This is a genomic window from Micromonospora sp. R311, assembly GCF_056780015.1.
This window is the reverse complement of record NZ_JBSWCE010000001.1, coordinates 40,063-62,422: the sequence shown is the minus strand read 5'-3', so window position 1 is coordinate 62,422 and position 22,360 is coordinate 40,063. Positions and strand designations below refer to the sequence as shown.

Below are 22,360 nucleotides of genomic sequence, written 5' to 3'. Positions count from 1 at the left end.
CCGACCGATGTGGAGGAATCCGATGAGTTCGACCGTGGCCAGCGCCGCACCCCCGGCCGGCCGGTGGAGCCGGGCCGAACGGGTGCGGCTCGGCGGCATCGTGCTGGCCGTCGCCGTGCTGCACGTGGCCGGCTGGAGCCTCTACCTGTACTGGAACGACCAGCCCGCGGCGGCCGGCGGGCTCGCCGGCGCCGGCGCCCTCGCGTACGTGCTCGGGGTGCGGCACGCCTTCGACGCCGACCACATCGCCGCGATCGACGACACCACCCGGCTGATGCTGCTGCGCGGCCGGCGCCCGGTCGGCGTCGGCTTCTTCTTCGCCCTCGGGCACAGCGCGGTGGTGCTGCTGCTGGCGCTGGTCGTCGGGCTCGCCTCGGCCAACCTCACCGGACCCGGCCTGGCGCAGGCCCGCGAGGTGGGCGCCACCGTCGCCATCGTCACCGCCACCGCGTTCCTCGCCCTGGTCGCGGTGCTCAACGCCGCGGTGCTGGCCGGCCTGGCCCGGCTCTGGCGCCGGCTGCGCCACGGCGAGCTGGACGAGCGGGAACTCGACCTGCACCTGCTCAACCGGGGGCTGGTGCAGCGCGTCCTCGGCTCGCGGGCCCGCTCGCTGGTGCGCCAGTCCTGGCACATGGCGCCGGTCGGGTTCCTCTTCGGCCTCGGCCTGGAGACCGCCAGCGAGGTGACCCTGCTCGCCCTGTCGGCGAGCACCGCCGCCGCGGGCGGGCTGCCGGTGCTGGCCCTGCTCACCCTGCCGCTGCTCTTCGCCGCCGGGATGTCCGCCATGGACACCGCGGACAGCCTGCTGATGAGCCGCGCCTACTCGTGGGCGTACCGGCACCCGGCCCGCCGGCTCTACTACAACCTGGCCACCACGGCGATGACCGTGCTGGTCGGCGCCGTGGTGGCCAGCGTGTACGCCGCCGGGCTGCTCGCCGACCACCTCGGCCTGTCCGCGCTGGCCGGCTACGCCTCGGTCGCCGACCACTTCGAGCAGCTCGGTTACGCCGTGGTGGTGCTCTTCGTGGTCGCCTGGGCCGCCGCGGTGGCGCTGTGGAAGCTGCGCGGCTACGACCGCCGGTACGGCGCGGTGACCCCGGTCGGGACGGCGAGCGCCGCCGCACCGACGGTCACGGGGGAGCGGCCGGGCGGGCCCGGGGCGGGCCGGTGAGCCGCGCCGTCCACCCCATCGAGCGGCGGTCCTACGAGATCCTGCGGTCCCGGGTGGACCTGTCCCACCTGCCGCCGCTGACCCGCGCGGTCACCGAGCGGGTGGTGCACGCCAGCGCCGACCTCGACTACGTCACCGACCTGGTCTGCGTCGAGGCGGCCCTGGCCGGCGGGCTGGCCGCGCTGCGCGCCGGCGCGCCGGTGGTCACCGACGTGGCGATGGTGGCCGCCGGCATCACCGGGCGGGAGACGGTCTGCCCGGTCGCCGAGCCCGCCACCGCCGCGCTGGCCCGCGCCGCCGGGCTCACCCGGTCGGCGGCGGCGGTCCGGATCGCCCTGGACCGGGTCGGCCCCGGCGCGGTGTGGGTGGTCGGCTGCGCGCCCACCGCCCTGGACGAACTCATCACCTGCGACGCCCGGCCGGCGCTGGTCGTCGGGCTGCCGGTCGGCTTCGTCGGCGCGGTGGAGGCCAAGGCGGCGCTGCGCGCCAGCGGCCTGCCCGGGGTGTCCAACCGGAGCGAGAAGGGCGGCTCGGCGGTCGCCGCCGCCGCCCTCAACGCCCTGCTGTACGAGGAGGAGGGACCATGACGGCACTGGTCGTCGTCGGGCACGGCACCCGCAGCGCGGCCGGGGTCGCGCAGTTCGCCGCACTGGTCGAGCGGGTCCGCGACCGCGCCGCCGGCGCGCTCGCCGACGTCGAGGGCGGCTTCATCGAGCTGTCCCGCCCGCCGCTGGCCGACGCGGTCGGCGCGCTGGTCGACCGGGGCCACCGGTCGCTGGTCGCGCTGCCGCTGGTGCTCACCGCGGCCGGGCACGGCAAGGGCGACATCCCGGCCGCGCTGGCCCGCGAACGGCGGCGCCATCCGGGACTGAGCTACCGCTACGGTCGCCCGCTCGGCCCGCACCCGCTGCTGCACACCGTGCTCGAGGAGCGGATCGACGCGGCGCTCGGCGGCGACGAGCGGGCCGGCACCTGGGTGGCGCTGATCGGCCGGGGCTCCACCGACCCGGACGCCAACGCCGAGGTCGCCAAGGTGGCCCGGCTGCTCTGGGAGGGGCGCGGCTACGCCGGCGTGGAACCCGGCTTCGTCTCCCTCGCCGAACCGTCGGTGCCGGGCGTGCTGGACCGGCTGCGCCGGCTCGGCGCGCGGCGGATCGTGGTGGCGCCGTACTTCCTCTTCGCCGGGGTGCTGCCGGACCGGATCGTCGCCCAGTCCGCCGCGTACGCCGCCGCGCACCCGGGGATCGACGTGCGGGTGGCCGAGCTGATCGGCGACTGCGACGCGCTGGCCGAGCTGGTGCTGCACCGGCACGCCGAGGCGTTGCGCGGGGACATCCGGATGAACTGCGACACCTGCGCGTACCGGGTGGCGCTGCCGGGCTTCGCCGACAAGGTGGGCCGGCCGCAGACCCCGCACGACCACCCCGACGACCCGGTCGGCGGGCACCATCACCACCACGGCCACCACGACGGGGGCCACCACCACGGTTCCGGGCCGGGCCGGGTCGCGGTGGTCGGCGGTGGCCCCGGGCCGGACGACCTGATCACCGTACGGGGCCGGGCGCTGCTCGACGCCGCCGACGTGGTGGTGGTCGACCGGCTGGCCCCGCAGGGCCTGCTCGCCGGGTTGCGTCCCGGAGTGCGGGTGGTCGACGCGGCCAAGGTGCCCCGCGGCCCGTCAATGGCCCAGGACGCCATCAACGCCGCCCTGGTCGAGCACGCCCGCGCGGGACGACGGGTGGTCCGGCTCAAGGGCGGCGACCCGTACGTCTTCGGCCGGGGCCACGAGGAGGTGCTGGCCTGCACGGCGGCCGGGGTGCCGGTCACCGTGGTGCCCGGGGTGACCAGCGCGGTCGCCGCACCCGCCCTGGCCGGCGTGCCGGTCACCCACCGGGGCGTGGCGCACGAGTTCACCGTGGTCTCCGGGCACCTGCCGCCCGGGCACCCCGACTCGCTGGTGGACTGGGCCGCGCTGGGCCGGGCCCGGGGCACCCTGGTGCTGCTGATGGCGGTGGACACCGTCGACAAGATCGCCGCGGTGCTGGTCGAGCACGGGCGCGCCCCGGACACCCCGGTGCTGGCGGTGCAGGACGCCGGGCACGCCGACCAGCGGGCACTGCCGTCCCGGCTCGACGAGATCGGCGCGCTGGCCGCCCGGGAGGGGATCCGGCCGCCGGCGGTGTTCGTGGTCGGGCCGGTGGCCGCCCTCGCCACCCCCACCGGCTGACGCCCGTCGGGTAGCTTGCCCGCGACCGGTACGGCCGGCGGGGGAGGGGGCTCGGCATGGACGGTGACGGTTTCGCGGCCTGGCGGCGCGACTTCGAGCGGGAGGCGCGCCGCCGGGCCGGGCTGGCCGAACCGCCGTGGGCGGACGGCGGCCCGCTGGACCCGGCGGTGGTCCGCAGCATCCAACGGTTCCAGGCGGGCGAGGACGGCGACGGCGCCAGCCTGATCGCCCGCGCGGGCCAGGCCGGCGACCCGGACTACCTGGCCGCGGCGCGGCTCTTCGTCGCCGAGGAACAGCATCACGCCCGGCTGCTGGAACGCCTGCTGCGCAACGCGGGCGCCGACACGATCCCGGGGCACTGGAGCGACCGGGTCTTCGTGGCCGTCCGCCGCTGCGCCGGCCTCCGGCTGGAACTGCTGACCCTGATGGTCGCCGAGGTGGTGGCGCTGCGGTACTACCGGGCGCTGCGCGACGGCACCAGCGACCCGGCGCTGACCGAGGTGGCCCGGCGGATCCTCGCCGACGAGCGGCGGCACGTCCCGTTCCACGTCGACCGGCTGCGGGCCGGCTTCGCGGCCACCCCGGCGCCGGCCCGGTGGTTGGCGGCGGCCGCCTGGTGGGTGTTGCTGCTCGGCGCGGCCGCCGTGGTGGCGGTGGACCACGGCGCGGCGCTGCGCCGGCTCGGCCTCACCCGGGCCGGGTTCCTCCGCGACACCGCCGCGCTGTTCCGCCCGCTGGTCACCGACGTGTTCCGCCGGCCACGGCGCCGGCCGCCGGTGAACACCACCGGCCGGGACGGCACCGTGGCGCGGCGGGTCAACCGGTGAAGGCGCGGGCGAGCGCGTAGCCGGCGCCGGCGGCGGCGAGCCCGGCGGCCACGCTGGCGGTGACGTTGACCAGCGCGGCCGGCCGCCGGCCGGCGCGGGCCAGCCGCAACGTCTCGTAGCTCAGCGTGGACCAGGTGGTCAGCGCGCCGCAGAAGCCGGTGCCGACCAGCGCGCCGGCCGCCGCGTTCGCCGGCAGCCCGGCGACCACCCCGAGCAGCAGCGAACCGACCACGTTGACGGTGAGCGTGCCCCAGGGGAAGGCCGAGCCGAGCCGTGCCTGCACGGCCCGGTCGGTGAGGTAGCGCAGCGGCGCGCCGACGGCCGCGCCGAGCGCGACGAGCAGGACGGTCACCGGCCGCTCCGGCGCAGCAGCCGCTCCGTGGCGGCGTCCCCGACCCCGACCGCGAGCAGGGCGCCGACCAGCGTCGCGCCCAGGTACGCCAGCGCGGTCGCGGGTGCGCCGACCAGCAGCGCCCGGTGGACGTCGGCGGCGTAGGTGGAGAAGGTGGTGTAGCCGCCGAGCACGCCCACGCCGAGGAACGGGCGCAGCAGCGGTCGGCCGCCGCCGGCCCGGCCGAGCACCGCCATCAGCACGCCGATCAGCAGGCAGCCGCTCAGGTTGACCCCGAAGGTCGCCCACGGGAAGCCGGCCGGACCGTGCGGAAACGCCGCCTGGAGGCCGGCCCGGGCCAGCGCGCCGAGCACGCCCCCGGCGGAGACCGCGCCGAGGACCGCCGCCGGGTGCGTGGGCAGTTCGCTGCGGTCGCCGGGTAGCCGCAGGTCGACGTCGGGGTCGATGCGCGGTGGCTCGGGTGGGCCCGTCACGTCTCCTCCCCGGCAGCGGACGCCGCCGCCGGCAGCGGCCGTCCGGCGGCGGGCGCCAGCATAACGCCGGGCGCACCGACCGGCGCGTGGAACCGGCGGGGGTGGGGTCAGCGCACCGCCGCGACGGCGGCGTCGGTGCCGCCCCGCCAGAGGGTGCCCACCTCGGCGAAGCCGGCGTCGGTCAGGGCCGCCAGGTGCCAGGAGACCGGTGGATTCCACTCCGGGCTGTGCCCGCTCGGGTAGATCTCCCGGCGACGGGCGACCAGCGGGCCGAGCGTCGGATCGGCCGCCGCCCGCTCCCACCAGTCCGACCAGGACAGCACCGCGCCGGCGGCGTACCGGGCGTCGCGGCGGTCCCGGGCGCGGTCCAGCAGCCGCTTGGTGAGCTGCGGCAGGCCGTCGTCGGGCATGTGGTCGGCGTTGAGCAGGATGCCGCCCGGGCGCAGCAGGTCGCGCAGTTCGGCGTAGAGCCGGGCGAGCCGGTCGCCCGGCAGCCAGTGCAGGGCGGTGGCGGTGAGCACGGCGTCGTACTCCCGGTGCGGCAGCGCGGCGGACCAGTCGGGCCGGCCGAGGTCGGCGGCCACCACGGTGACCCGGTCGCCGAGGGTGGCGCGGGCGATGGCGAGCAGCGCGGGGTCGAGGTCGACCAGCGTCACCTCGGCGTCGGGAAAGCGGCGCAGCGCCCGCTGGGAGATGGTGCCGGTGCCACCGGCCAGGTCGAGCAGGCGGGGGCGGGCGCCGTCGAGGACCGCGTCGACCGCGTCGAGCATCGCGGCGAACCGGTGTTCCCGGTCCGGCAGGTACGCCTCCTGCTGGCGATCCCAGCTCTCCTGCCATGCCGCGGCGTTGCTGATGTAAGGACTCATAGCGAGCAGGCTAGTTACGTGGCGGGACCGGTGTCCAGACCTTGTTGCCAACAATTTGCAATTGCGAGATGATGGCAGGGCGATGATCGGGTGGGGGGTCGGGCCGGCGTTCCGGCCTGACCCCCCCACCGGCCTCCAGGTGGTGGCCGGCGGTCACCTGGTGGCCGCGTCCACCAGGTGTGCCTCGGCGTCCGGCCGGTCGGCGCGGCGGCGGGCCAGTCGCAGCGCCGCCAGCAGCACGCCGAGGCCGGCCAGGGTGACCGCGGCGCCGGCCCAGATCGGGGCGGTGTAGCCGAGCCCCGCCGAGATGGTCACCCCACCGACCCAGGCGCCCAGCGCGTTGCCGACGTTGAAGGCCGCGATGTTCGCCCCGGAGGCCAGCGTCGGGGCCTGGTGGGCGTACCGCATGATCCGCATCTGCAGCGGGGGCACGGTGGCGAAGCCGAAGGCGCCCATCAGCAGCAGGGACACGATGGTGAGCGGCTGGCTGGCGGCGGTCAGGGCGAAACCGGCGAGCACCACGGTCAGCGCCGCCAGGACGGTGACCAGGGTGCGGGACAGCGACACGTCGGCCGCCCGGCCGCCGAGCAGGTTGCCGGCGAAGAGGCCGACCCCGAAGAGCACGAGCAGCCACGGCACCGTGCCGGTGGCGAAGCCGCTGACCTCGGTCAGGGTGTACGCGATGTAGGTGAAGGCGCCGAACATGCCGCCGAAGCCCAGGATCGTGACCAGCAGCGAGAGCCACACCTGCGGGTGGGTGAAGGCGCGCAGTTCGCTCCGGAGCCCGCCCGCGGTGCCGGTGTCGCCGGCCGCCCGGCCCGGGACGAGCAGGGCCAGGCCGGCCAGCGCCAGCACGCCGATGCCGGTGATCGCCCAGAAGGTGGACCGCCAGCCGAAGTGCTGGCCGAGGAAGGTGCCGAACGGCACGCCGAGCACGGTGGCGGTGGTCAACCCGGCGAACATCAGCGCGACGGCGCCCGCCCGGCGGGCCGGCGCGACGAGCCCGGCGGCGACCACCGCGCCGATGCCGAAGAACGCGCCGTGGCAGAGGGCGGCGACGATCCGGCCGGCCAGCATCACGGCGTAGCCGTCGGCCACCGCGGAGAGCAGGTTGCCCACGATGAAGAGCACCATCAGGCCGAGCAGCACCTGCTTGCGGGGCAGCCGGGTGACCGCCGCGGTCAGGGCCACCCCGCCGACCGCGACGCTCAGCGCGTAGCCGGAGATCAGCCAGCCGGCGACCGACTCGGTGACCGCGAAGTCGGCGGCGACCTCGGGCAGCAGGCCCATGATCACGAATTCGGTGAGGCCGATGCCGAAGGCGCCGACGGCCAGCGCGAACAGGCCGGCGGGCAGGGACCGGGTGCGTGGGGACATGGTCATCCGTTCCGGGGAGGGGTCAGATAGGCGGCGTGTGCAACTACACGCGACAGCAACGAAATAGTTGCACGCGCGTTCTACCGGCGCAAGCGTGCTAGCCTGGCTGTCGACCGGGACACACTCCGAGGGGGCACCGATGGGCATCGGCGACGACGCGGTCGAGATCCGCGCCCAGGGTTGGCGCACCCTCGCCGCGCTGCACGGCCTCATCGAGACGTCGCTGGAGCGCGCCCTGCAGGCCGGGCACGACCTCTCGGTGGTGGAGTACACGGTGCTCGACGCGCTCTCCCGGCAGGACGGCTGGCACATGCGGATGCGCCAGCTCGCCCGGGCCGCGGCACTCTCCGACAGCGCCACCACCCGGCTGGTCACCCGACTGGAGGATCGCGGCCTGCTGACCCGGGTGCTCTGCGCGGACGACCGGCGCGGCATCTACACCGAACTCACCCCGGCCGGCTCCGAGCTGCTCGACCAGGCCCGGCCCACCCACGACCGGGTGCTCGCGCAGGCACTGGCCGGGGCGGAGGCGACCCCGGAACTCGCCCCGCTGGTCGACGCCCTGCACCGGCTGCCGGCACCCCGCTGACCCGCCGTCGCGCCACGCCGACACCCCGTTTCGACGCCGCTGAGCTGGGGTCCAGGCGGCCGTGGAGAGCAACGAGGCGAGCCAGCACGGCCGGTCCTTCGCCTGGGCCGACTTCCTGCCCCAGTTCCTCGCCTCGACCTTCGAGAACTGGCAGTCGGAGTTCCTCCAGCTGGTCTGGCAGGCGGCCGGGCTGGCCCTCTTCTACCACTGGGGTTCCTCCCAGTCCCGGGAATCCGACGAGCGGATCGAGGCGAAACTCGACGCGCTGCTGCGGGAACGCAAGCTGGACCCGGAGAACCCCTGACCGGTGGGGCACGTCACCGCACGCCCCGTTGACCTCAACCCCGCTTCACCTCCGAGGCTGGTCCCAGCGGACGAGCGATGTGGAGGGCGACATGCGGGTGATCGAGGTGGCGGCCTTCGGAGGGCCGGAGGTGCTGACGCTGACCGAGGCGCCGGAGCCGGTGCCCGGCCCCGGTGACCTGCTGGTCGAGGTGGCCGCCGCGGACGTGCTCTGGGTGGAGACGATGATCCGGCGCGGCCAGGGCGGGGCGTACTTCCCGGTCCGGCCGCCGTACCGGCCGGGGGTGGGGGTGGCCGGCACGGTCGCCGCGGTCGGCGCCGGGGTCGACCCGGGCTGGGTCGGCCGCCGGGTGGTCAGCCGCACCGACGAGCGCGGCGGCTACGTCGAACGGGCCGTGGTGCCGGTGGCGGACGCGCTGCCGGTGCCGGACGCGGTCCGGCTCACCGACGCGGCCGCGCTGCTGCACGACGGGGTCACCGCGTTCGGGCTGCTCGACCTGGTGCCGGTCGGGGCCGGCGACCGGGTGCTGGTCACCGCCGCCGCCGGTGGCCTCGGCGCGCTCCTGGTGCAGCAGGTCCGCGCCGGCGGCGGGTTCGTCGTCGCCGCGGCGCGGGGCCCGGCGAAGCTGGACGCGCTGCGCCGGCTCGGCGCGGACCTGGTGGTGGACTACGACGAGCCGGGCTGGACCGACCGGGTCCGCGCCGACGTCGGCGAGGTGGACGTGGTCTTCGACGGCGCCGGTGGCGACTACGGCCGGGCGGCCTTCGACCTGGTGCGCGCGGGCGGCCGGTTCTCCGCGCACGGTACCCCGGCCGGGGCGTTCGCGGTGCCCGACCCGGAGCCCGCGAGGGCCCGGCGGATCGCCGTCACCGGCATCGCCGACGTGCGGTTCACGCCGGAGCAGGCCCGCCGGCACTTGCGCGCCGCGCTCGACGCGGCGGCGGCCGGGCGGATCGCGCCGCTGGTCGGGCAGACCTTCCCGCTGCACCGGGCCGCGGACGCGCACCGGGCCGTCGAGGGCCGGACGGTGGTCGGCAAGGCCCTGCTGACCGTCTGAGCATCGCCCGGGCGGGCGCCACCCGGCGGTGGTGCCCGCCCGGCGGCGGGCGTACGGTACCCGGATCGGCGGGCGCGTGACCTCCCGGCGCCGGGGCGCGGTGACCGCGCGGGCGCGGACGAGCCGGTGCGGAGCGCTCACGCGGCCCGCCGGCCGCGCCAGGAGCCACCCAGGAGGCAACGATGCAGGACCGCACCCCTCGCCCGGAGGACCTGGAACCGATCGAGCGGGCCGGCGTCGACGAGCTGCGGGCGCTGCAACTCGAGCGGCTGCGCTGGTCGCTGCGGCACGCGTACGACAACGTGCCGCACTACCGGCGTGCCTTCGAGGCCGCCGGCGTGCACCCCGACGACTGCCGGGACCTGGCCGACCTGGCCCGCTTCCCGTTGACCGGCAAGGCCGAGCTGCGGGAGAACTACCCGTTCGGCATGTTCGCCGTGCCCCGCGAACGGATCGCCCGGCTGCACGCCTCCTCCGGCACCACCGGCCGGCCGACCGTGGTCGGCTACACCGCCGCGGACCTGAAGACCTGGGCCCGCCTGATGGCCCGGTCGATCCGCGCCTCCGGCGGCCGCCCCGGCGACCGGGTGCACGTCGCGTACGGCTACGGGCTGTTCACCGGCGGGCTCGGCGCGCACTACGGCGCCGAGGAGCTGGGCTGCACGGTCATCCCGGTCTCCGGCGGGATGACCGAACGGCAGGTGCTGCTGATCCGGGACTTCCAGCCGGAGATCATCATGGTCACGCCGAGCTACCTGTTGGCGATCGTGGACGAGATGGAGCGGCAGGGCGTCGACCCGCGGTCGACCTCGTTGCAGGTGGGCATCTTCGGCGCCGAGCCGTGGACCGAGGACATGCGCCGGGAGATGGAGCAGCGGCTGGACATGCACGCCGTCGACATCTACGGCCTGTCCGAGGTGATGGGCCCCGGGGTGGCCAACGAGTGCGTGGAGACCAAGGACGGGCTGCACCTGTGGGAGGACCACTTCTACCCGGAGATCATCGACCCGGTCACCGGCGAGGTGCTGCCCGACGGGGAGCGGGGTGAACTGGTGCTCACCTCACTGACCAGGGAGGCCATGCCGGTGGTCCGCTACCGCACCCGCGACCTCACCCGGCTGCTGCCCGGCACCGCCCGGCCGATGCGCCGGATCGAGAAGATCACCGGGCGCACCGACGACATGATGATCGTGCGCGGGGTGAACGTCTTCCCGACCCAGATCGAGGAGCTGATCCTGCGTACCCCGCAGCTGTCGCCGCACTTCCAGTGCGTCCTGGACCGGCAGGGGCGGATGGACACGCTGACCGTACGGGTGGAACGGCGGGCCGGGGTGGCCGTCGACGCCGCCGAGCGGGCCGGCGCGGCACTGGTCGACCTGGTCAAGAGCACCGTCGGGGTGAGCGTGGCGGTGGAGGTGCGCGAACCGGACGGCGTGGAGCGGTCGATGGGCAAGATGCGCCGGATCGTCGACCAGCGGCGGGCCGGCTGACGTGGGGGCCGCACGCAACGCCGCGTACGACATGTTCGACGCCGACGCGGCCTCCCGCGGCCTCGGGATCGAGCTGGTCGCCGCCGCCGACGGCACGGCGGTGGCCCGGATGCGGGTGACCGCCGCGATGGTCAACGGCCACGCCATCGCCCACGGCGGCTACGTCTTCCTGCTCGCCGACACCGCCTTCGCGCTGGCCTGCAACAGCCACGGCCCGGTCACCGTGGCCGCCGGCGGCGAGATCACCTTCGTCCGGCCGGCCCGGGCGGGGGACCTGCTGGTCGCCCGCGCCACCGAGCGGACCCGGTACGGCCGCAGCGGCATCTACGACGTCACCGTCACCCGGTCCGACGGCGAGGTGGTCGCCGAGTTCCGTGGCCGCAGCCGCACCGTCAACGGGCAGCCGGGCTGAGGCGCGGCCCCCACCGGGTCGCGCCGGGCACCTAGCATCGGCGCCATGCGCGTGCTGGTGGTCTCCGCGCCGTTGATCGGCCACGTCTTCCCGCTCGTCCCGCTGGCCGTCGCCCTGCGCGACGCCGGGCACGAGGTGCTGGTGGCCACGGCCGCCGACGGGCTGGACGTGGCCCGCTCCGGCCTGCCGGTGCGCGACGTCGCGCCGGCGTTCGACTTCGGCCGCGTCGCCCGCGGCGTGCTGCTGCGCCACCCGCTGGGGGCCCGCGCCGAGCTGGCCGGCCGGGCCGGCACCCGGGGCGCGGGCCTGCTCTTCGGCGCGGTCAACGACCAGCTCGCCGACGGCGTGGTCGCGCTGGCCGGCGAGTGGCGGCCGGACCTGGTCGTGCACGAGCCGTTCGCGGTGGCCGGCGCCGTCGCCGCGGCCCGGCTCGGCGTGCCGGCGGTACGCCACGAGAACGCCCTCTTCGACGGCCGGGAGCTGGTCCGGGCCACGGTCGAGCGGCTCGCCCCGGCGCTGCACCGGCACGGCCTGGCCGAACTGCCCCCGCCGGCGGCCGCCGTCGCGGTCGCCCCGCCGAGCCTGCTGCGTCAGGACGGCTGGCCGATGCGCTACGGCTCCTACCTCGGCGGCGGTGACCTGCCGGACTGGCTGCGCGAGCCGGGCGAGCGCCCCCGGGTGCTGGTCAGCCGCAGCACCGTGGCCGGTCCCGGCGGCGGTGGCCCGATGCGCGCGGTGGTCGCCGCGGCGGGCCGGGTGGACGCGGAGTTCGTCCTGGTCCGGCCGGACGAGCGGCTGGCCCGGGCGGCGCTGCCCGACAACGTCCGTACCGTGGGCTGGATCCCGCTGCCGGCGGCGCTGCCGGCCAGCGCGGCGCTGGTGCACCACGGCGGCGCCGGCAGCGTCTTCGGCGCCCTGGTCGCCGGGGTGCCGCAGCTGGCCACGGTGGGCCCGGGCGACCGGCGGCAGAACGCGGAACTGGTGGCGGCCCGGGGCGCCGGCATCGCCGCCGCCACCCGCGACATCACCCCGGCAACGCTCACCCGGCTGGTCGCCGACGCCGCGCTGCGTGACGCCGCGACGCAGGTCAGCCGGGAGATCGCCGCGATGCCGGCGCCGGCCGAGCTGGTGGACCGGCTGGTGGCGCTGGGCTGACGGCGGCGGCCGACCGGGGCCAGCCCGGCGGGCGCCGCGCCGGCCGGGTGGGCTCCGCGCGGCGTGGCCGGTCCGGTCGGGGCGTCGGGCACGATGGGCCGATGCGACACATCGTGCTCTTCCATTCGGTGTACGGGCTGCGTCCCGCCGTGCTGGGCGTCGCCGACCGGCTGCGCGCCGCCGGGCATGAGGTCAGCACCCCCGACCTGTACGGCGTGCCGGCCGCCGGGACGGTCGAGGACGGCTTCGCCCTGTTCGACAAGATCGGGGAGGAGGCCGTGCTCGACCGGGCCCGGGCGGCGCTGCGCGACCTGCCGGCCGACACCGTGCTCGCCGGTTTCTCGATGGGCGCCGGGGTGGCCGGCGCGATGCTGGCCGAGCGGCCCGACACCGCCGGGCTGCTGCTCTTCCACGGCACCGCCGGCGGGCCCGAGGCGGTCCGTCCGGGCCTGCGGGTGCAGCTGCACCTGGCCGACCCCGACGAGTACGAGCCCCAGCCCGAGGTGGACGAGTGGCAGCGGACGATGACCGGCGCCGGTGCCGCGGTCGACGTGTACCGCTACCCGGGGGTCGGGCACCTGTTCACCGACCCGGACGTGCCCGACCACGACGCGCGCGCCGCCGGGCGGACGTGGGAACGGGCCCTCGTCTTCCTCGCCGGTTAGGGCGTCGGCGGCGGCCGGCCGATGGTGTCGAGCTCGGCGACCGCGTCGGCCGGCAGCTCCAGCTCGGCCGCGGCGACGTTCTCGCGCAGGTGGTCGAGGGACGACGTGCCCGGGATGAGGGCGGTCGTGGCGGAGCGCTGGAGCAGCCAGGCGAGGGCGACCTGCTGCGGTGAGGCGCCGAGGCGGGCGGCGACGTCGACGAGCGTGTCGGACTGCACCGGGTTGAAGCCACCGAGCGGGAAGAACGCGGCGAAGCCGATGCCCTCGGCCGCGCACCGGTCGACCAGCGGGTCGTCCTGCCGGTTGGCCAGGTTGTAGGGGTTCTGCAGCAGGACCACGGGCGCGATGGCCTGCGCCTCGGTGAGCTGGGCCGGGGTGACGCCGCTGAGGCCGAGGTGCCGGACGACGCCCGCGTCGCGCAGCTCGGCCAGCGCGCCGAACGCGTCCGCGATGGATTCGTCGGAGGTGCCCTCCGGCGAGCCGACCCGCAGGTAGACCACGTCGAGGGCGGCCAGCCCGAGGTGCTCGAGGTTCTCGTGCACCTGGGCCTTCAGGTCGTCGGGCTCCAGGGACACCTCCCAGGAGCCGTCGTCGCCGCGCCGGGCCCCGACCTTGGTGGCGATGCGCAGCTCGGCCGGGTACGGGTGCAGGGCGTCCCGGATCAGCTCGTTGACCACCCTCGGGCCGTAGACGTCGCTGGTGTCGATGTGGGTGACCCCCAGGTCCACCGCTTCGCGGAGCACCGCGAGGGCCTGGTCCCGGTCCTCGGGCGGGCCGAAGACATTGGGCCCGGCGAGCTGCATGGCGCCGTAGCCGACCCGGCTGATGGTCAGGTCGTCGGCGAGGGTCAGGGTGCCGCCGGGGACGGTGCGGGCCATGGCTTTATTCCCCTTGTCGCCAATATGTCAGCTATCCGGCGTTCTGAGGGTAGCCGGTGCGCCGACGACTCTGCGCCGGATCCGGCGCGGCCGGCACCACCCCGTCCTCCCGGGACCGGCGGGACGGGCCACCCGCGGGCGGCGGCCGGTACGGGCGGGATCCTTCGACCGGCGCCGAAGGGTCCCCGCCCTACCGTCCCGGGGCATGGACACCGCCACCGACAGCCACCCACCCCGGGCCGCGGATCACCTGGCCATCACGCCGAGCATCCTGTACTTCGGCACGCCGGTCGTGCTGTTGTCGACCGAGAACGAGGACGGCTCGACCAACCTCGCGCCGATGTCGTCGGCCTGGGCGCTCGGCCACGTGGTCGTCCTGGGGCTGGGTAGCGCCGGACAGACGGCCGGCAACCTCCGCCGCCGCCCCGACCTGGTGGTCAACCTCCCCGGTCCCGAGCTGTGGCCGGCGGTGGAACGGCTGGCACCGCTGACCGGACGGCGCGACGTCCCCGAGCGCAAGCGGCCGGCCTTCCGCTTCGAGCCGGACAAGTTCGCCGCCGCCGGCCTGCGCCCCGTGCCGTCCGAGCTGGTCCGGCCGCCCCGGGTCGCCGAGTGCCCGCTGCACCTGGAAGCCCGCGCCACCCGCGTACGGCCCGACGCCGCGGGTGACTTCTTCGTCGTCGAGGCGGAGGTGCTCAAGGTGCACGCCGAACCGCGCGTCGTCGTCCCGGGCACCCAGCACGTCGACCCGTCGGCGTGGAGCCCGCTGATCTACAACTTCCGCCACTACTTCGGCCTGGGTCCCGAACTCGGCCACAGCTTCCGCTCCCAGACGCCGGGATGCCGACCCGGGGGCACGGGCGGCCCCGGGTCGGGGTGAGGGCCGGTCGGGGCGCGCTCAGCCGAGGCGGGCCAGGTCGTCGGGGGAGAGCCGCAGCGCGCCGGCGGCGATGTTCTGCGCCAGGTGTTCCGGGTCGCCGGTGCCGGGAATGGCCAGCACGTGCGGGCCCTGGTGCAGGGTCCAGGCCAGCCGTACCTGGTGCGGGGTCGCCCCGTGGGCGCGGGCGACCTCGCGGACGACCGCGTCGTGCTCGGCGGTCGCCCCGGCTTCGCGGCGCGTACCGGCCAGCGCGAAGAAGGGCACGAACGCCACTCCCCGCTCGCCGCAGACCCGCAGCACCTCGTCCGAACTCCGGTGCGCGTCGACGGCGTACGCGTTCTGCACGCACACCACCGGCGCGATCGCCTGCGCCTCGTCGAGGTGGTCGACCCGGACGTTGGAGAGCCCGAGGTGGCGGATCAGTCCGGCGTCGCGCAGCTCGGCGAGGGCGGCGAACCGGTCCGTCACCGAGTCGGCGCCGGGCCGGCGCACGATCCGCAGGTTCACCACGTCGAGGTGGTCGCGGCCCAGCCGGCGCAGGTTCTCCTCGACCTGCCGGCGCAGGTCGGCGGGGCTGGTCAGTTCCCCGCTCCAGGCCGAGGTGGAGTAGTCGGGCCCCACCTTGGTGGTGATGACCAGGTCGTCGGGGTAGGGAGCGAGTGCCTCGCGGATCAGCTCGGTGGCGTACCGGACGGGGCCGGTGCCGACCCCGAGCGGCCCGCCGGGCGAGAAGTAGAAGGCGGCCGTGTCGATGTGGTTGACGCCCAGCTCGACCGCCCGTCGCAGCACGCGGACGGCCAGGTCCCGGTCCGGGTTGGCGGTGAGTCGCATCGAGCCGAACCCCATCCGGTGCACGGTGCGGTCGCCCAGGGTCCAGCGGCCCGCGGCAGCCGCGGTGATCTCGTCGGTAGGCATCGGGCGAACCTAACCAACGGCACTGACCTGCGCACTCGGCCGCGCACCCGATACCGCCGCCGGATGCCGGCTGATAGCTTGGATCGTGGCGGAGAGACGCGACCGCGCCGCCGGGTAGGCCGCCGGCCCCGCCGTCAGGCGGCGGCCGACGTGGGCGCCCGGACCAATCTCGCCGGTGCCCGCCCGCCGGCGCCCGGCCGCGCCGCCGGGACCGCCCCGCCACCACCCGATCCGCGATTCCCGTGCCGCGCCGACCGCGACCACGGCTCCTCCCTGTCGACAGCCGCCCGGCCCGGGGGCGCCGGCCGCCGTGCCGACCCCGGCGGCGGGACCGACGGGCGTGCCGACCGGGTCGCCGGCGGGAGGCCGTGGCGGTGCCGCCCGCCGGCGGTCGCCCCCGCCGGGCGCGTCGTCCCGGCCGGCCGGCCGCCCGCACGGTCCGTGCCGTCGGTGCCGACGGACGTGAGGTGCCGACGCGGCTCCGGAACCCTGCCGTCCCCGGCGGCCACCGGCACCGGCCCGACCGGCCCGGCCGGCCGGGCCGCCGTGAGCGTGCCGGTGCGAGCCGGCGTGGCTGGCACCGCCGCGGGGATGCCGGTCCGGACCGGCGTGGCTGCCGGCCCGCGGGGCGACCGGGCCGGCGGAATGCGCTGGGCGCCCATCGGCTCCGGTGCGCGGGTGCTGCCGCCCACCGCTGTGCCGACCGGTCGGCGGGCGGGCGTCGCGTCGGTGGTCCCGGTGAGCGCCGCGTGGGCGGTCGGGGCCGCCGTCGGAGCGGTGGCCGGCGCCGCGGCCCGCCGGGCGAACTCGGCCCGCACCGCCCGCGGCAGCCGCGCGTACGCGACCTGGCGCACCACCGCCTCCGCGACGGCGTACCCGCCCACCGGACGGGTGGCCAGCAGGCCGAGGGCGACCAGCGCCCGCAGCGCCGGCCGGGCCCGCCCCGGCGCCCAGGCGAGCAGCCGGTCCACGATCGGCGCGGTGCAGGCCGGCGGGCGGCTCGCCACGGCCATCAGCGCCGCCCGCTGGTCGCCGTCCAGCCGGTCCAGCCGTGCGTCGACGGCCCGGCGGACCGGCTCGGGCACCGGCAGTTCCGCCGCGTTGTCCGCACCCTCGACCAGCGACCGGACGTACGCCACCGCGTGCCCGGGACTGCCCCCGACCAGGGGCAGCAGCCGGTCCACCAGCGCGACCGGCCGGCCGGCCCGGGTGAGCAGGTGGCGCAGCAACCGGCCGCTCTCCACCGGGTCCAGCGGTCGCAGGTCGACCGGCCCGTCGGAACCGGGCAGCGGATCCGTCCAATGCGGACGGTGTGCCGTCACCACCGCCAACGGCAGGCCGCGGTCGGTGGCCGCGGCGAGCAGGGTACGCAGGAAGCGGGTCACCTCGGGCGCGGCCCGGTCCACGTCGTCCACCGCCACCACCACCGGCTGCCGGGCGGCCAGGGCCAGCAGCGCCTCCTCCCACAGCGCCGCCGCGTCGGGGCCCCCGGCGTCGTCCGGCCGGCTCAGCAGGAGGGCCAGCGTGGACACCGCCCCCCGCAGGCGCCCCGGCGGCTGCAGGCCGGCGAGGGCGGTGCCGAGCCGCCGGCGTACCCGTGCGGGCGAGTCGGTGGCGCGGAGGCCGGCGAAGCCGCGGACCAGCTCGGCGACCGGCGCCAGGGGGTGGTCCGGGTACGGCGGGCAGTGCGCCACGCACCAGCGGACCGGCGCCGAGTCCACCGTCGCCACCGCCCGGCTCAGCTCGTGCAGCAGCCGGCTGCGCCCGCTGCCGGCCGGGCCGACCACCGACACCCAGCGCGGGCGGCGGTCCCGTACCGCCCGGACGATCTGGTCGCGGGCGGCGGCCAGCTCCCGGCGGCGGCCGAGGAACGGGCCGCCGTGCCGCACCGGGGCCGGCCGCACCACGGCGGTCGCGTGCCAGACCTCGACCGGCGACTCCTTGCCGGCCATCGCCACCGGCGGAACGCGGCGCTGCTCGACCAGGCCGGCGGTGGCCCGGTGGGTGGCCGCGCAGAGCGCCACGCCGCCCGGCGGGGCGTACTCCTGCAGCCGGGCGGCGGCGGTGATCACCGCGCCGCTGGCCGCGCCGTGGCCGCCGTCCCGGGCGCCGGCCAGCTCCACCACCGCCTCGCCGGTGGCCACCCCGACCCGCACCCGCAGCGCCGGCCCCCCGACCAGCGACCGCCGGTCCAGGGCGCGCTGGATCTCCAGCCCGGCCCGCACCGCCCGGTACGCGTCGAAGCCGTCCGAGTCGCGGGCGCCGAAGAGCGCCATGACCGCGTCGCCGATGTACTTCTCGACCACCCCGTGCCACCGCCGCAGCACCTCGGCGACCGTGGCGAAGTAGGCCCGTTGCAGGGCCCGGACGTCCTCCGGGTCCAGTCGGTCCACCAGCGCGGTGGACCCGACGATGTCGACGAACAGCACGCTGACCGTCCGCCGTTCCTCGGGCACCGGCCAGCGCACGGGTGTGGCCGGCACCGCATCGGCGATGGTGGTGGTGGGCATGGACACCGCCTTTCCCCCGTTCGTGGCTGACGACGTTCGGAGACTGTCACCACCGGGCCGACGGGGGATCGGCAGAACGACGTATGTCGGCCCGGCGCAACCTTTGGTCGCAATGTCGACGCGAGGAGTACCACACCGGCGATCGACCCGTAGAACGGTGCCGGGACGTGTGACTAGGCTGCGTGCCATGGCCAGCGATGTGGACACCGCACCGCTCGTCGGCCGGGCCGACCTGCTGACGGCGGTGCGGTCGGCGCTGCTCGACGACGTGGCGCCCGGGCACACCGCCGCGGTCTTCCTCACCGGTGAGAGCGGCGTGGGCAAGACCCGGTTGCTGCGCGAGGTGGGTGCCCGGCTGCGCGACGCCGGTGCCCTGGTGCTCACCGGGTCCTGTCTGGACATCGGCGACGCCTCTCCGCTGCACCCGCTGCTGCAGGCGCTGCGGCGCTTCGACGCGGAACTGACCGCGTCGCACGCCCGGACGTCGTCGGCGGTCCGCAGCCTGCTGCAGACGTTCGCCGAGGAGACCGGCGGCCCGGACGGCGCCGGCGCGCTGCTGGAACGGGTCTCCCGCGGGCTGCACCTGATCGCCGAGGGGCGGCCGCTGGTGCTCGTCCTGGACGACCTGCAGTGGGTCGACCGGAGCACCCGCCAGCTGCTGCTCTATCTGCTCGCCGGCCTCGGCGACCTGCAACTGTCGGTGCTGGCCGCGGTGCGGGCCGAGTCGCTGCAGGGCGCCCACCCGCTGCGCCGGGTGCTCACCGAGCTGCGCCGGCTGCGGTCGGTGCGGGTACTCGACCTCGCCCCGCTGGACCGCCCCGACACCGAGCAGCTCGCCGCCGCCGTGGTCGGCCGCCCGCTGGCCCCGGAGGCGGCCGAGCAGGTCTGGCGGCGCAGCGGCGGCAACCCGTTCGTGGTGGAGGAGCTGGCCCGCGACCTGCGCGACGGGCGGGACGGGCTCTCCGACACGCTGCGCGAGATCTTCCTCGCCCGGGTGGACGCGCTGCCCCAGCCCGCGCACGCGGTGGTGCACGCGGTCGCCGCCGGGGTGGAACCGGTCGAGCACTGGCTGCTGGCCCGGGTGGTCCGGCTGCCCGAGGACGAGCTGATCGAGGCGGTCCGCGCGGCGGTCGCCCACCGGCTGCTGGTCGGCGCGGACGACGGCTACCGGCTGCGGCACCGGCTCGTCGCCGAGGTGCTGGAGCACGAGCTGCTGCCGGCCGAGCGGGCCGCGCTGCACCGCCGGTACGCCGAGGCGCTCACCACGGCGCCGGCCGAGCTGCACCAGGCCCGGCTGGCGCACCACTGGCGGCTGGCCGGCGAGCCGGCCCGGGCGCTGCCGGCGGCGATGGCCGCCGCCCGGGAGGCCGAGCGGCTGCACGGCTACACCGAGGCGCACCGGCACTGGTCGGTGGCCCTGCAGCTGGCCGACACGCCGGCCGGTGGGCCGCCGTCGGTGGACCGGTCCACCCTGCTCGAACACGCCGCCGAGGCGGCCCACCACTGCGGCGAGCACGCCCGGGCGCTGGCGCTGCTGGAGGAGCTGGCCGCCGCGGACCCCGGCCGGTCCGCCTGTGCGCTGCACATCCGCCGGGCCCGCTACCTGGCCGCCGCCGGCCGGTCCGCGCTGGCCGAGGCCGAGTACCAGCGGGCGCTGGAGGCGGCCGACTGCACCCCCGGGGAGCGCGCCACCGCCGCCGCCCACCTGGCCGAGCTGCTGCTGCACCTGGGCCGGTACGCCGACGCCGGCCGGCGGGCCCGGGAGGCGCTGCGGCTGGCGGGGCGGGTGGACGGGTCCACCACCGAGGTGGTGCTGGCCAGCGCGGCGCTGGGCTTCTCCGAGGCGTACCTGGAGGATCCGGACGCCGGGCTGGCGGTGATGCGCGAGGCGCTGGAGACCGCCGAGCGGGCGGGCCGGCCGGAGGACGTGGCCTGCGCGTACCTGCACCTGGCCGAGCTGCTCACCGGGCCGCTGAACATCCTCGAGGAGGGGGTGGTGGTGGCCCGCCGGGGCGCGGAGCGGGTGGCCGAGCTGGGGCTCGGCCGCACGTACGAGACGCGGCTGCTGGCCATCGCCACCAACGGGCTGTTCCGGGTGGGCCAGTGGGCCGAGGCGGAGAAGGTCGTCGCGGCGGCGCTGCGGCACCGCCCGTCCGGCGCCGACGCCGTCGAGCTGCTGCTGGCCCGGTGCCGCCTCTCCGTCGGCTACGGCGACATCGAGGCCGCCGACCGGGACCTGGACGCGGTGGCCACGGTGCTCGCCGGCGGCGGCGCCCGGCACGTGATCCCGCTGCTCACCCTGCGCGCCGGGCTGGCGATGTGGCAGGGCCGGCACGACCTGGCCCGGCAGGCGGTGCAGCGTGGCCTGACCGAGAGCCGCTCCGACGACGTGGGCATCCTCGCCGCGCTGGTCTGGCACGGCCTGCGGGCCGAGGCGGAGGCGCACGCGAGCCGCACCGTGGCGGTCGACCGGACCGCGGTCCGCCGGCTGCGCGAGGTCGCCGAGCGGGTGGCCCGCAAGAGCGAGCACGCCGCCCGGCCGGTCCGCGACGTGGTCGACGGGTTTCTGGCGCTCTGCGCCGCCGAGGTGAGCCGGCTCGACGGCAGCGACCCGGAGCTGTGGGCGCATTCGGTGGCCGAGTGGGACCGGCGCAACCACCCCTATCCGGCGGCCTACTCCCGGCTGCGCCAGGCCGAGGCGCTGCTGGCCCGGCGCAGCCGCAGCGCCACCGCGGGGAAGCTGCTGCGGCAGGCCTACCAGGTGGCCCAGGGCCTCGGCGCGGTGCCGCTGACCTCGGAGATCCGTACCCTCGCCGGGCGGGCCCGGGTGCGGCTGGAGGAGCGCGGCCCGGCCGGGGAGGCCGGCCCCGCCGCCGGCTCCGAAGGCGACGAGCTGGCGGTGCTCACCGCCCGGGAGCGCGAGGTGCTCGCCGCGGTGGCCGAGGGGCTGACCAACAAGGAGATCGGGCAGCGGCTGTTCATCAGCGAGCGGACCATCGGCGTGCACGTGTCGCACATCTTCGACAAGCTCCAGGTCCGCACCCGGGTCCAGGCCAGCGCTATCTATCTGCGTAACCGATCGGCCTAGGCGCGCGGGTACGGATACGTCGTTCTACTGATCCGGCGGACAGCCGCCGGCTGGAAGGCTGTGCCCTGTCACGGCGGCACGGGGTGTCGCGGAGCAGTGTGGAGGAGAAGATGACCGAACCGGTCTGGGGGCCCGTGCACCGGGACATCGTCGACCTGCTCGCCGACCACCCGGCCGACGTGCCGGCGGTGGTCGACCACCTCACCAAGCTCCAGGACCTGCTGGTCCGGCTGCCCCCGCTGGAGGAGAGCTGCCCGCTCGCCGACTTCAACAAGCTCTACCTCACCATCACCTCCAGCGTGCTGGACGGCCTCTACGACGACCGGTTCGCCGACCCGGTGTTCCTGTCCCGGCTCGACGTCGAGTTCGCGGCCCGCTACTTCGACGCGATGCGGCTCTGGACGGACTCCAGCCCCGGCTGCCCCAAGGCCTGGTCCTGCCTGTTCGAGCGGATGCGCGGCCCGGACGCCCGCCCGCTGCCGTCGGCGGCCGCCGGGGTGAACGCGCACATCAACTTCGACCTGCCGTTCGCGTTGGTCACCACGTTCGACAGCCTGGAGTCGGAGCCGGTGGACGGCACCGACCAGCACCGCGACTACCTCGAGATCAACAACATCTTCGCGGACAAGATCCCGGGGCTGCGGCGCGGCTACCTGGACCGCTGGCAACTGCTCATCGACATGCTCAACGGCGACATCGACGACTGGTACCAGGGTGAACTCGTCGAGTACACCCGCGACGTCGCCTGGCGCAACGCGCAGAAGATCTGGCGCTGCCGGCACGATCCGGCCGCCCACGAGTGCGAGCGCGCGCGGCTGGACGAAAACGCCGCGCTGCTCGGTCGGTTGCTGCTCTCGCCCCTCGGGGCGTTCCTGCAGTAGCCGGGACGGGGGGTCCCCGCGCCCCGTTACACCCGGGGCGCGGGGACATGTCCGCTCATCCGCCGGCCGGCACGGGGGCGGGTCACCCGGTCGGGTGACCCGGGTGGCGGGTGGACGACGGTGGCATCGCGGCCGGGCCCGGGGGGCGCCCGCCGCGACCGTGGGGGAGGGCCGGCCGGCCCGGGGGGTGTCGGCCGGCCCGCACGGGGTACGCGCGCGCCATGACCGTCCAGGCCTGGCGCC

General features: G+C 76.6%; 21 protein-coding genes. 14 read left to right on the top strand and 7 right to left on the bottom strand.

What is annotated here, in order from left to right; translation table 11 throughout:
- Positions 1–22 precede the first annotated feature (22 nt).
- The 4 genes from AC1WTP_RS00315 to AC1WTP_RS00300 are packed head-to-tail and all read left to right on the top strand — an operon-like array spanning position 23 to position 4,225.
- A complete protein-coding gene (locus AC1WTP_RS00315; protein WP_481647212.1) occupies positions 23–1,171 on the top strand; it encodes a HoxN/HupN/NixA family nickel/cobalt transporter in 1,149 nt (382 codons plus the stop codon).
- Entirely contained in the window at positions 1,168–1,758 is a 591-nt protein-coding gene (locus AC1WTP_RS00310) for a precorrin-8X methylmutase (protein WP_481647211.1), read from the top strand. The genes AC1WTP_RS00315 and AC1WTP_RS00310 overlap by 4 nt, the downstream gene beginning before the upstream one ends.
- Positions 1,755–3,398 (top strand): uroporphyrinogen-III C-methyltransferase, encoded by a 1,644-nt coding sequence (gene cobA, locus AC1WTP_RS00305; protein ID WP_481647210.1) that lies wholly within the window; start codon positions 1,755–1,757, stop codon positions 3,396–3,398. Before AC1WTP_RS00310 ends, cobA begins: the two co-directional genes overlap by 4 nt.
- Positions 3,399–3,454: 56 nt before the next feature.
- On the top strand, positions 3,455–4,225 hold the full coding sequence (locus tag AC1WTP_RS00300) for a hypothetical protein (RefSeq protein WP_481647209.1): 771 nt from the start codon (positions 3,455–3,457) through the stop codon (positions 4,223–4,225).
- Here the strand turns inward: AC1WTP_RS00300 and crcB are convergent.
- The 4 genes from crcB to AC1WTP_RS00280 form a co-directional block, all read right to left on the bottom strand.
- The gene (crcB, locus tag AC1WTP_RS00295; RefSeq protein WP_481647208.1) at positions 4,215–4,577 is read right to left on the bottom strand and encodes a fluoride efflux transporter CrcB; all 363 of its coding nucleotides are present in this window, start codon (positions 4,575–4,577) and stop codon (positions 4,215–4,217) included. The genes AC1WTP_RS00300 and crcB overlap by 11 nt on opposite strands.
- Positions 4,574–5,050, bottom strand: coding sequence for a fluoride efflux transporter FluC (locus AC1WTP_RS00290; protein WP_481647207.1), 477 nt, complete (start codon positions 5,048–5,050; stop codon positions 4,574–4,576). The genes crcB and AC1WTP_RS00290 overlap by 4 nt, the downstream gene beginning before the upstream one ends.
- Positions 5,051–5,157: 107 nt before the next feature.
- Positions 5,158–5,916 (bottom strand): class I SAM-dependent methyltransferase, encoded by a 759-nt coding sequence (locus AC1WTP_RS00285; RefSeq protein WP_481647206.1) that lies wholly within the window; start codon positions 5,914–5,916, stop codon positions 5,158–5,160.
- Positions 5,917–6,069: 153 nt separating this feature from the next.
- Positions 6,070–7,293 (bottom strand): MFS transporter, encoded by a 1,224-nt coding sequence (locus AC1WTP_RS00280; RefSeq protein WP_481647205.1) that lies wholly within the window; start codon positions 7,291–7,293, stop codon positions 6,070–6,072.
- A gap of 139 nt (positions 7,294–7,432) precedes the next feature.
- Between AC1WTP_RS00280 and AC1WTP_RS00275 the strand changes: the two genes are divergently transcribed.
- The 7 genes from AC1WTP_RS00275 (at position 7,433) to AC1WTP_RS00245 (ending at position 12,965) form a co-directional block, all read left to right on the top strand.
- A complete protein-coding gene (locus AC1WTP_RS00275; protein WP_447135903.1) occupies positions 7,433–7,882 on the top strand; it encodes a MarR family winged helix-turn-helix transcriptional regulator in 450 nt (149 codons plus the stop codon).
- 61 nt (positions 7,883–7,943) lie between these two features.
- The gene (locus AC1WTP_RS00270) at positions 7,944–8,186 is read left to right on the top strand and encodes a DUF6766 family protein (RefSeq protein ID WP_481647204.1); all 243 of its coding nucleotides are present in this window, start codon (positions 7,944–7,946) and stop codon (positions 8,184–8,186) included.
- Between the two features lie 91 nt (positions 8,187–8,277).
- Complete coding sequence (locus tag AC1WTP_RS00265; protein ID WP_481647203.1) at positions 8,278–9,243, top strand: zinc-binding dehydrogenase; 966 nt, start codon at positions 8,278–8,280, stop codon at positions 9,241–9,243.
- Positions 9,244–9,425: 182 nt separating this feature from the next.
- A complete protein-coding gene (gene paaK / locus AC1WTP_RS00260) occupies positions 9,426–10,733 on the top strand; it encodes a phenylacetate--CoA ligase PaaK (protein ID WP_481647202.1) in 1,308 nt (435 codons plus the stop codon).
- A 31-nt stretch (positions 10,734–10,764) separates the two neighbouring features.
- Positions 10,765–11,145 carry a hydroxyphenylacetyl-CoA thioesterase PaaI gene (paaI, locus tag AC1WTP_RS00255; protein WP_481647413.1) on the top strand — a complete coding sequence of 127 codons (381 nt, stop codon included), beginning with the start codon at positions 10,765–10,767 and terminating at the stop codon, positions 11,143–11,145.
- 45 nt (positions 11,146–11,190) lie between these two features.
- Positions 11,191–12,300: a nucleotide disphospho-sugar-binding domain-containing protein gene (locus tag AC1WTP_RS00250; protein WP_481647201.1), complete on the top strand. Its 1,110-nt coding sequence runs from the start codon at positions 11,191–11,193 to the stop codon at positions 12,298–12,300.
- A gap of 101 nt (positions 12,301–12,401) precedes the next feature.
- Entirely contained in the window at positions 12,402–12,965 is a 564-nt protein-coding gene (locus AC1WTP_RS00245) for a dienelactone hydrolase family protein (protein WP_481647200.1), read from the top strand.
- Here AC1WTP_RS00245 and AC1WTP_RS00240 read toward each other — a convergent pair.
- The gene (locus tag AC1WTP_RS00240) at positions 12,962–13,843 is read right to left on the bottom strand and encodes an oxidoreductase (RefSeq protein ID WP_481647199.1); all 882 of its coding nucleotides are present in this window, start codon (positions 13,841–13,843) and stop codon (positions 12,962–12,964) included. The two genes, AC1WTP_RS00245 and AC1WTP_RS00240, sit on opposite strands and share 4 nt — an antisense overlap.
- Positions 13,844–14,048: 205 nt before the next feature.
- Between AC1WTP_RS00240 and AC1WTP_RS00235 the strand changes: the two genes are divergently transcribed.
- Entirely contained in the window at positions 14,049–14,723 is a 675-nt protein-coding gene (locus AC1WTP_RS00235; RefSeq protein WP_481647198.1) for a flavin reductase family protein, read from the top strand.
- Positions 14,724–14,741: 18 nt separating this feature from the next.
- On the opposite strand, the gene AC1WTP_RS00230 is transcribed toward AC1WTP_RS00235, so the two are convergent.
- On the bottom strand, positions 14,742–15,638 hold the full coding sequence (locus AC1WTP_RS00230) for an aldo/keto reductase (protein ID WP_481647197.1): 897 nt from the start codon (positions 15,636–15,638) through the stop codon (positions 14,742–14,744).
- A 134-nt stretch (positions 15,639–15,772) separates the two neighbouring features.
- Positions 15,773–18,148 carry an AAA family ATPase gene (locus AC1WTP_RS00225; protein ID WP_481647196.1) on the bottom strand — a complete coding sequence of 792 codons (2,376 nt, stop codon included), beginning with the start codon at positions 18,146–18,148 and terminating at the stop codon, positions 15,773–15,775.
- Positions 18,149–18,335: 187 nt separating this feature from the next.
- Between AC1WTP_RS00225 and AC1WTP_RS00220 the strand changes: the two genes are divergently transcribed.
- Entirely contained in the window at positions 18,336–21,236 is a 2,901-nt protein-coding gene (locus AC1WTP_RS00220; protein ID WP_481647195.1) for a helix-turn-helix transcriptional regulator, read from the top strand.
- Positions 21,237–21,346: 110 nt separating this feature from the next.
- Positions 21,347–22,117: a DUF5995 family protein gene (locus tag AC1WTP_RS00215; RefSeq protein ID WP_481647194.1), complete on the top strand. Its 771-nt coding sequence runs from the start codon at positions 21,347–21,349 to the stop codon at positions 22,115–22,117.
- Positions 22,118–22,360: the final 243 nt, after the last annotated feature.

Coding starts and splice junctions, on each gene's coding strand:
- AC1WTP_RS00315 (WP_481647212.1), top strand. CDS start 23: ATGAGTTCGACCGTGGCCAGCGCCGCACCCCCGGCCGGCCGGTGGAGC.
- cobA (WP_481647210.1), top strand. CDS start 1,755: ATGACGGCACTGGTCGTCGTCGGGCACGGCACCCGCAGCGCGGCCGGG.
- AC1WTP_RS00300 (WP_481647209.1), top strand. CDS start 3,455: ATGGACGGTGACGGTTTCGCGGCCTGGCGGCGCGACTTCGAGCGGGAG.
- AC1WTP_RS00285 (WP_481647206.1), bottom strand. CDS start 5,916: ATGAGTCCTTACATCAGCAACGCCGCGGCATGGCAGGAGAGCTGGGAT.
- AC1WTP_RS00280 (WP_481647205.1), bottom strand. CDS start 7,293: ATGTCCCCACGCACCCGGTCCCTGCCCGCCGGCCTGTTCGCGCTGGCC.
- AC1WTP_RS00275 (WP_447135903.1), top strand. CDS start 7,433: ATGGGCATCGGCGACGACGCGGTCGAGATCCGCGCCCAGGGTTGGCGC.
- AC1WTP_RS00265 (WP_481647203.1), top strand. CDS start 8,278: ATGCGGGTGATCGAGGTGGCGGCCTTCGGAGGGCCGGAGGTGCTGACG.
- paaK (WP_481647202.1), top strand. CDS start 9,426: ATGCAGGACCGCACCCCTCGCCCGGAGGACCTGGAACCGATCGAGCGG.
- paaI (WP_481647413.1), top strand. CDS start 10,765: ATGTTCGACGCCGACGCGGCCTCCCGCGGCCTCGGGATCGAGCTGGTC.
- AC1WTP_RS00250 (WP_481647201.1), top strand. CDS start 11,191: ATGCGCGTGCTGGTGGTCTCCGCGCCGTTGATCGGCCACGTCTTCCCG.
- AC1WTP_RS00245 (WP_481647200.1), top strand. CDS start 12,402: ATGCGACACATCGTGCTCTTCCATTCGGTGTACGGGCTGCGTCCCGCC.
- AC1WTP_RS00240 (WP_481647199.1), bottom strand. CDS start 13,843: ATGGCCCGCACCGTCCCCGGCGGCACCCTGACCCTCGCCGACGACCTG.
- AC1WTP_RS00235 (WP_481647198.1), top strand. CDS start 14,049: ATGGACACCGCCACCGACAGCCACCCACCCCGGGCCGCGGATCACCTG.
- AC1WTP_RS00230 (WP_481647197.1), bottom strand. CDS start 15,638: ATGCCTACCGACGAGATCACCGCGGCTGCCGCGGGCCGCTGGACCCTG.
- AC1WTP_RS00225 (WP_481647196.1), bottom strand. CDS start 18,148: ATGCCCACCACCACCATCGCCGATGCGGTGCCGGCCACACCCGTGCGC.
- AC1WTP_RS00220 (WP_481647195.1), top strand. CDS start 18,336: ATGGCCAGCGATGTGGACACCGCACCGCTCGTCGGCCGGGCCGACCTG.
- AC1WTP_RS00215 (WP_481647194.1), top strand. CDS start 21,347: ATGACCGAACCGGTCTGGGGGCCCGTGCACCGGGACATCGTCGACCTG.